Below are 8824 nucleotides of genomic sequence, written 5' to 3'. Positions count from 1 at the left end.
CTCTTTGTGCAGAGCACTATGGTGGAGACCGACCTGAGCTTTTCGGTGTTGTCGATGACCGATTTCACCGACGCCATGCTGCTGAATGCCAACCTGACCAGCGCCGACCTGCGCGGGGTGAAATTTGCCGGCGCCAACATGATCGGTGTCAACCTGAAGCAGGCCAAGATGGGGCCGATGCCGATCAGCAGTCTGCAAGGCAAAAAATGGCATGCCAGCCTGGAAAACGCCAATCTGAGCCAGGCGGTGATGGCCGGCTGCGACCTCAGCGGCGCCAATCTGAGCCAGGCAATCATGATGCATACCGACCTGCGCGACGCCAATCTGGCCGGCGCCGACCTGAGCGGCGCCGACCTGACCGGGGCAGACCTGCGCGATGCCAACCTGGCCGGCGCCGACCTGCGCTCGGCCATCGGGGTGAACTTGTCCTGAAACCCCGGGCGGGTTAGGCTGGGATAATGGAAAACACGGTCAAGGTCATCGCCCAGTTCGAAATCGACGAGATGTTCGAGGCGCATGCCAATTACGTGAAGGGTGTACGCGGCGGCAAACGTCTGGTGATGCATTTCCGCGATGCCTCACGGCTTGATTTCAGCGGCAAGAACCTGGCCTCGGCGGATTTTGTCTCCAGCAAGATGGCCTATGCCGATTTCAGCCATTCGGTGCTGACCTCCTCCTCCTTCTTCGCCGCCGACCTGCAAGGCGCCGACATGCGGCGCTGCGACCTGACCAAAGCCGACCTGCGCGGCGTGAATCTGCGCAACGCCAATCTGGAAGGCGCCAACCTGACCTCGGCCGATATCCGCGACGGCGTGCTGCTGCGGCCGGATGAGGATGGTAACCTGATCGCCGTGCTGAAACGCTCGGCCAGCATCGACAATGCCAAGATGGCCGGCGCCAACCTGTCCTCGGCCCGGCTTGGCAAGGTGGTGGGTCGCAACACCGACCTGACCAATGTGAACTTCTCCAATGCCAAACTGACCAATGCCGATCTTTCCGGCTCGAACCTGACCGGCTGCCTGTTTGCCGGCGCTGACCTGACCGAGGCCAATCTCTCGAATTGTGTGCTGCACGGCGCGGTGCTGGCCGGCGCGGTGCTGAACGAAACCAATTTTGAGGGCGCCGACCTTACCGCCAGCTATTTCCGCCCCATCGACCTGCGCGATGCCGATATCTCCAAGGCGATTATGCCGCGCAGCCTGGAGAATCTGGACCGTTCGCTGCAATTCATCGTCAAGGAACACCTGACCTGGATCGACACGCTGGGCAAGCAGGGCATGCGGATTGATTTCAGCCGCTATGATCTTTCCGACCAGAAATTGTCGAGCATCAATTTCTCGGCCGGCGATTTCTCCTATGCCATCATGCGCAACACGGATTTCTCTGGCTGCCGCTTTGTATTGTCGGACCTGCGCGGCGGTATGATGCTGAATGCCAATTTCACCGGCGCACAGATGCAGGGTTCAAAATTTGATCGCGGCATCCTGACCAATGCCGATTTCAGGGGCGGCAATTTTGCCCCGGTCACTATCAGCGGCGCCTTCCATCGCCGCCAGGCCACCAGTTTCCAGGAATGCAACCTGACCCAGGCGAAATTCCAGGGTGCCGATCTTGAGGGGGCGCTGTTCAACCGTTCGATCCTCAACATGGCGGATTTCCGCTCGGCCAATCTCAAGAATGCTTCCTTCCTGGATGCTGATTTGACCAATGCCGATTTCCGTGGCGCCAACCTGGATGGCGCCGATCTGCGTGGTGTGGTCGGGATGAAGGTCTAAGCCACAGGCTCCGGCAGCGCCATTAGGCGTGGCACCGGCGAGACCAGGATCACGCCGAGCTGCACGGCAAAGCCGGCCGCCGCCAGCCACACCGCCGCTTCCAGGCTCCACACGCCACCAACCCAGCCGCCAGCCAGCGCACCCAGCGGCCGCATGCCCAGGGTGGCAACCTGCTGGATGGCACTGGCGCGGCCAATCAGATGCGCCGGCACCAGGGCCTGGCGCAAGCTGGTCTGGCCGATGGTCCACAGCATCGGGCCAAAACCGAACAGCATAAAACCGCCAGCCACCAGGGCAAAACCACCGGCCTGCGGGGCCAATGTTGCCAGGGCGAGCGATATTGCTGCCAGCAGCGACAATGCCGGCCCGATGGTGATCTGCACCCCCAGCGCCAGCCGGCTGTGCAGCAAAGGCGCCATCAGGCTGGCCAGCAGCATGCCGATGCCTTGCAGGCCAAGCGCCAGGCCGATCCCGGCCGGGCTGAGGCCCAGGCGCTGGCTGGCGAACAGCACAAACACCGCCATCAGCAGAAACCAGCTGAAATTCCACGCCATGGCACAGGCCGCGATGGCGCGCAGCAGGTCATGCCGCCAGACCAGGGCAAAACCTTCGCGCAATGCCGGCAGCAGCGGCTGGCGTGGCTGCGCAGTCATGTGCTGACGCCGCATTGCCGGATCGCGCAATAACCAGGCGGCCCAGGCCGAGGCAAGGCCGGAAGCCGCCAGCGCCAGGGCCGGCGAGGTCCAGCCCGCCACCAGCCCGGCCAGGCCGGGGCCGAGAAACACGGCAGCGGCGCGGGCAAATTCCAGCTTGGCATTGGCAGCCGCCAACACCTGGCGCGGCACCAGAGCCGGCAGATAAGCCTGGGCTGCCACATTGAACACCACGCTGGCCGCCGCCAGCAGAAAGCCGAGCAAACCCAGCATGGTCAAGCCCAGCCAGCCGGCCAGGGCCAGCACAGGCAGGCAGAGCAGCAGCAGGGCGCGCCCGGCCTCCGCCCCGGCCATCAGCCAATGGCGCGGCCAGCGATCCGCCCAGTAACCGGCGAAGAGAGACAGCAGCAGATAAGGCATGGTCTGGGCCGCGCCGAGCAGACCCATCTGTTGTGGCGAAGCGCCGAGCGCAAGCACCGCCATCAGCGGCAGCGCCGCCAGGCTCAATTGATCGGCGCCATGGGCCGCCATATTGGCGAACCACAGGCGATTGAAGGCGGCAGGCAAGGCGGGATTCTTTGTCATGCCGCTGCATAGCCGGCGCGGGCTCAGCCGCGCTATCCGGGTCTTGCGGGCTCATTCGGCACCGGCCTGTGATCGGTATCACAAGCGCCTGACGCTATTTTATAGACAATACTGTCTAATAATATTAGTTGAAGCTCTGCAATCCGCCCTCAGGTGCCGTCATGAAGAAAAAACTGGTCCTCTCCCTCTTCCTCGTCGCCCTGTTGGGCGCCGGCGGCCATTACGGCCTGACCTGGTGGCGCCAGGGCCGCTTCATCGAAAGCACCGACAACGCCTATATCGGCGCCGATATCACCGTGGTGGCAGCCAAGGTGAGCGGCTACATCCAGCGTATGGACGTGGCCGAAAACCAGCGCGTGGCAGCCGGCGATGTATTATTCCGCATCGATGACAGCGAGTTCCGCGCCAAGGCGGCACAGGCCGAAGCAGTGGTGAACACCAAACGCGCCGCGCTGGAAATCATCGACCGTCAGTTGGGCGCGCAGCAGGCGGCGATTGCCGATGCCGAAGCACAATTGCGCTCCAGCCGCGCCGAACTGAGCCGCAGCGACGACGACCTGCGGCGCTACAATGCCCTGGCGAATGCGCAATACGTATCGAGCCAGAAGCTGGAGAATGCGCAGACCGATCAGCGCAAGGCCAAAGCGGCGCTGGATCGCGCCGAAGCCGGACGCAGCCTGCAACAAAGCCAGGTGGCGGTGTTGCGGGCCAACCGCGAACAGGCGGCGGCGATGATTGCCCAAGCCGAGGCCGAGCTGGCCGTGGCGCGGCTGGATCTGGACAATGCCGTGGTACGCGCCCCGGTGGCCGGCGTGATCGGCAACCGCACGGCCCAGCTTGGGCAATATGTGCGGCCGGGCGTGCAGTTGATGGTGATTGTGCCCACCGAGGCCGTGTATGTGGTGGCGAATTTCAAGGAGACGCAGTTGCAGGGCCTGCAACCTGGCCAGCGCGCCACGATCAAGGTGGATGCCTATCCGGATCGGGAACTGAGCGGCCGGGTTGACAGTCTGGCACCGGCCAGCGGCGCCAAGTTCAGCCTGCTGCCGCCCGACAACGCTACCGGTAATTTTACCAAGATCGTGCAGCGCGTGCCGGTGAAGCTGCGGCTCGACGCCTCGGCCACGCCCCTGCCCTTCCTGGTGCCGGGCATGTCGGCGCTGGTTGAGATCGACCGCCGCATGCCATGAGCAGCGCCGCCATGACAGCCACGGCTACAGCACCGGCGCCAGCCCTGCCCCAAGCCATGCCGGGACGCGGCGTGATGATTGGCTATTTCGCCATGGTGCTGGGCATGTTCATGGCGATCCTGGATATCCAGATCGTGTCATCGTCGCTGAGCGAAATCCAGGCCGGCCTGAGCGCCTCGGCCGACGAGATCAGCTGGGTGCAGACTTCCTATCTAATCGCCGAAGTCATCATGATCCCGTTTTCGGGCTATCTTTCACGCTTGCTTTCCACCCGTGTCGTGTTTGTCGCTTCCGCCTTCAGCTTCACCCTGGCCTCGATCGGCTGTGCCTTTTCCAACAGCCTGGAAAGCATGATCATCATGCGCGCGCTACAAGGCTTTCTCGGCGGCGCCATGATCCCCACCGTATTCGCCACCGTGTACCTGATCTTTCCACGCCAGCGGCTCGCCAGCGCCACCGTGGTGATCGGCCTGGTTGCCACCCTGGCCCCCACCATCGGGCCTACGCTGGGCGGCTATCTGACACAGCTTATGTCATGGCATTGGCTGTTCCTGATCAACGTGGTGCCGGGCGCCATCGTCTGCCTGCTGGTGTGGAATTTCATGGATATCGACAAGCCGGATTACAGCCTGCTGCAAGGCTTCGACTATCTCGGCCTGGGCGCCATGGCAGTGTTTCTCGGCAGTCTGGAATATGTGATCGAGGAAGGCCCGCGGCATGACTGGCTGTCAGACGCGGCAATCCGCAACTTTGCCATTGCCTGTGCCATCGGCGGCCTGCTGTTTTTCTGGCGCACGCTGACCCATGCCAATCCAGTGGTGGACCTGAAAGCTTTCCGCAACCGCAATTTCGCCACCGGCTGCCTGTTCAGCCTCACCATCGGCGTTGGTCTTTATGGCCTGGTCTACCTGCTGCCGCTATATCTGGCCCGGGTGCGTGGGCTGAACAGTTTGCAGATCGGCGAGATCATGTTTGTCACCGGCGCCGCACAATTCCTGCTCGCGCCGGTGGCCGGGATGCTGGCGCGCAGATTCGACCCGCGCCCGGTGCTGGCCTTCGGCTTCACCCTGCTGGCGGCATCGACCTGGAGCATGACGCGGCTCACCGCCGACTGGCAGTTTGATGAATTGCTGCTGCCGCAGATCATGCGTGGCGCGGCGCTGATGTTCTGCATCGTGCCGATCAATGTGATCGCGCTTGGCACCCTGCCGCCGCATGAATTGAAGAATGCCAGCGGGCTCTATAACCTGACGCGCAATCTCGGCGGTGCCTTTGGCCTGGCGGCGATCAACACGGCAATGATCGACCGCACGGCCCTGCATTGGAACCGCCTGGTAGACTGGATCAATCCGGGGCGCTGGGAAGTGCAGCAGTATATCGACACGACCGGCGCGCAACTGGCCGAGCGCCTGCAAGGCGACGACATGATGCTGGCCGCCAAGCTGCTGGGCAGCAAAGTGCAGCAGCAGGCCAATGTGATGGCCTTTGCCGATTGCTTTTTCCTGCTGACGCTGCTTTTTGCCGCCGCGGCGATTGCCGTGGCCTTTGCCAAGCGGCCGATGCCGCCGCCTGGCGATGCCGCGCCCGGAGGTGGCCATTGAATCCCGGGGCAGTGCCGCAGGAAAAAACACGGCGCGGCCGCCCGGCCAACCCGGCCAAGCGCCAGGCGATTTTGGAGACCGCCCGGCGGCTGTTCCTGGAGCGCGGCTATGGCATCGGCCTGGAAGGCATCGCCGCCGAGGCCGGCGTGTCGCGCCAGACCATCTACAATCTGTTCGCTTCCAAGGACGAGTTGTTTGCCGCCATCGTGCAGGAGACATCCGCCACCATCACCGCGCCGCTGGCCGATCTCAAGCCGGGCAGCCTGCCGCGCCAGGTGCTCACCCTGCTCGGGCAAAGCTACCTGCGGATCCTGTCATCGGAACGCTCGGTCAGCCTGCAACGGCTGCTGATCCATGCCGCGCCGCAATTTCCCAGCATCGGCCCTACCTTCTATGCCAACGGCCCGGGGCGCGGCATCGGCCTGCTGGCGGATTACCTGCGGCGCGAAACCAGCAGCGGCCGCCTGGCCGTGGAGGATGCAGAACTGGCCGCCGAGCAATTCTTCGGCATGCTGGTGGGCAAGACCAGCCTGCGCCGCCTGCTGCGGCTACAGGATGGCCCACTGGCAGATGCGGAAATCACCCGGCGCGTTGAAAGCGCCGTGGCGGCTTTCCTGCGCGCCTATTCCGCAACGGCTTAGTCAGCGAGCGACTTCGAGGCAATCTCGTAGGTTTCGCGCGACAGGCCGGGCGTTGCCAGGATACGCGCCAGTTCCGCCTTCATTTTGGCCTGCCGGCCGGCATCCATCCGGCGCCAGCGCCCGAGCGGCGCCAAAAGCCGCGCCGCCACCTGGGGATTGAGTTTGTCGAGCGCCAGCATCTGCTCGGCATGGAAGGCATAACCGGCGCCATCGGCAGCATGGTAGCGCAGCGCATTCATGCTGAAAGCGCCGATCAGCGCCCGCACCTTGTTGGGCTTCTGCATCGAGAAGGCCGGGTGGCCGAGCAGCCCGCGCACCCGCTCCAGCGTATCGGGCAAGGCCGAGATGGCCTGCAACGACAGCCATTTATCCAGCACCAGCGGATCATCCTGGAAGCGCGTATGGAAATCATCCAGAGCCGCCTGCCGCGCCGGCACATCCAGGTCCACCAGCAGGCGCAAGGCAGCCATGCGGTCGGTCATGTTATCCGCGCCATCATACTGCGCCGTGATCAGCGCCAGGGCTTCGCCATCTTCCGGCACCAGCGCTGCCAGATAACCCAGCACGGCATGCTTCAGTGCACGCTGCCCGGCCGGGCCGGCATCCGGGCTATAGGCAGCAGCGCTCTGGTGGCTGCGATACAGCGCCAGCAGCAGATCGCGATGCGCCACGGCAATCTGGCGCCGCAGCGCCTTGCGCGCCGCAAACACTGCCTCGGCATCCATCACCGGCATCTGGTCGGCAATGTAATCCTCGCTGGGCAACGCAATGGCTTCGGCGGCGAAGGCCGGTTCCAGGCCGCCGTCGCGCAGGATGGCGCCGATGGCGTCAATATAAGCCGGATCAAACGCCGCACCGGTATTGATATGGCCCAGCAGCAGGTCGGTGGCGAATTGCTGACCGGCTTCCCAGCGCGCAAAGGCATCGGAATCATGCGCCATCAGGAAGGCGCGCTCGGCACCGCCGATCTCGGCCTTGATCGTAACCGGCGCCGAGAAACCACGATTGAACGACAGCGCACGCGGCTCGGGCAAGCCAACAAACCGGAAAACCTGGCTGGCCTGGCTGAGCTGCAACACACGGCCTTTGCCGGGAGCCGGCGCCGCCTCACCTTCCAATTGCAACGGAATATCCTGGCCCTGCGCATCCAGCAGGCCGATATGCAACGGCATCAGCATCGGCAATTTTTCCGGCTGGCCCGGTGTGGCCGGGCAGCTTTGCGCCACGCTCAATTCATATGTGCCGGTCGTTGCATCATAACGCCCGGCAACACTCAAAACCGGCGTGCCGGCCTGGGCATACCAACGTTTGAACTGCGTCATGTCAAAACCATTGGCATCAGCCATGGCAGCAACAAACTGGTCACAGGTCGCCGCCTCACCATCATGGCGCTGCACATAGAGTTTCATGCCGGCCTGAAAACCCTGCTCACCCAGCAGGGTGTGCATCATGCGGATAACCTCGGCGCCCTTTTCGTAAACCGTGGCAGTGTAGAAATTATCTATGGCGATATAGGAATCCGGACGGATCGGATGCGCCAGCGGCCCGGCATCCTCGGGGAATTGCCGGGCACGCAGGCTGCGTACTTCCTGAATCCGCGCCACCGGCCGCGAGCGCATGTCGGAGGTGAATTCCTGGTCGCGGAAAACCGTCAACCCTTCCTTGAGGCTGAGCTGAAACCAGTCGCGGCAGGTGATGCGGTTGCCGGTCCAGTTATGGAAATATTCATGCGCCACCACCGCTTCGATGCCAGCATAATCGGCATCCGTGGCGGTCTGTGGATCAGCCAGGATAAAGCGGTCGTTGAACACATTGAGGCTCTTATTCTCCATCGCCCCCATGTTGAAGTCGCTCACCGCCACTATGTTGAACAGGTCGAGGTCGTATTCCAGGCCGAAGCGGGTTTCATCCCAGCGCATTGAGCGTTTCAGCGCATCCATGGCATAGCCGGCGCGCGCCGCCTTGCCATGTTCGGTGAAGATCCGCAACGCCACATGGCGGCCCGATTGCGTGACAAAATCATCTTCCAGGCAGGCCAGATCGCCGGCCACCAGGGCAAACAGATAGCAGGGTTTACGATGCGGATCGTGCCACACGGCAAAATGCCGGCCATCCGGCAAACTGGCCTGCGCCTCCAGATTGCCGTTCGAGAGCAGCACCGGGCAGGCTTTGGCATCGGCGCGCAGGGTGACGCGATAGGTGGCCATCACATCCGGCCGATCCAGGAAATAGGTGATGCGGCGAAACCCCTGCGCCTCGCATTGTGTGCAGTAATTGCCGCTGGATTGATACAGCCCGGTCAGTTGCGTGTTGCCGGCCGGGTCGATTTCGGTTTCGATCTCCAGCAAAAAAGCCCCTGCCGGCGGCGCGGTTATGGTC

The 8824-nt window shown here is 63.2% G+C and carries 7 protein-coding genes; 5 read left to right on the top strand and 2 right to left on the bottom strand.

Annotated elements, in window-relative coordinates:
* Window positions 1-432 (top strand): pentapeptide repeat-containing protein (locus KBB36_RS19985; protein WP_290985334.1); only part of this gene is annotated, 432 nt, incomplete at its 5' end.
* A gap of 26 nt (window positions 433-458) precedes the next feature.
* Window positions 459-1775 carry a pentapeptide repeat-containing protein gene (locus KBB36_RS19980; RefSeq protein ID WP_290985331.1) on the top strand — a complete coding sequence of 439 codons (1317 nt, stop codon included), beginning with the start codon at window positions 459-461 and terminating at the stop codon, window positions 1773-1775.
* Here KBB36_RS19980 and KBB36_RS19975 read toward each other — a convergent pair.
* Window positions 1772-3013: an MFS transporter gene (locus tag KBB36_RS19975; RefSeq protein WP_290985328.1), complete on the bottom strand. Its 1242-nt coding sequence runs from the start codon at window positions 3011-3013 to the stop codon at window positions 1772-1774. The two genes, KBB36_RS19980 and KBB36_RS19975, sit on opposite strands and share 4 nt — an antisense overlap.
* Window positions 3014-3174: 161 nt before the next feature.
* Between KBB36_RS19975 and KBB36_RS19970 the strand changes: the two genes are divergently transcribed.
* Genes KBB36_RS19970 through KBB36_RS19960 form a run of 3 tightly spaced genes read left to right on the top strand, consistent with a single transcriptional unit; the run spans window position 3175 to window position 6445 of the window.
* On the top strand, window positions 3175-4203 hold the full coding sequence (locus KBB36_RS19970; protein WP_290985325.1) for an HlyD family secretion protein: 1029 nt from the start codon (window positions 3175-3177) through the stop codon (window positions 4201-4203).
* 11 nt (window positions 4204-4214) lie between these two features.
* Window positions 4215-5804 (top strand): DHA2 family efflux MFS transporter permease subunit, encoded by a 1590-nt coding sequence (locus KBB36_RS19965; RefSeq protein WP_290985322.1) that lies wholly within the window; start codon window positions 4215-4217, stop codon window positions 5802-5804.
* Complete coding sequence (locus KBB36_RS19960; RefSeq protein WP_290985319.1) at window positions 5801-6445, top strand: TetR/AcrR family transcriptional regulator; 645 nt, start codon at window positions 5801-5803, stop codon at window positions 6443-6445. Before KBB36_RS19965 ends, KBB36_RS19960 begins: the two co-directional genes overlap by 4 nt.
* Here KBB36_RS19960 and pepN read toward each other — a convergent pair.
* Window positions 6442-8824 (bottom strand): aminopeptidase N (gene pepN, locus KBB36_RS19955; protein ID WP_290985316.1); only part of this gene is annotated, 2383 nt, incomplete at its 5' end. The two genes, KBB36_RS19960 and pepN, sit on opposite strands and share 4 nt — an antisense overlap.

It is taken from the genome of Ferrovibrio sp. (assembly GCF_017994015.1).
Lineage (GTDB): Bacteria > Pseudomonadota > Alphaproteobacteria > Ferrovibrionales > Ferrovibrionaceae > Ferrovibrio.
This window is presented reverse-complemented; position numbering and strand designations above follow the sequence as displayed.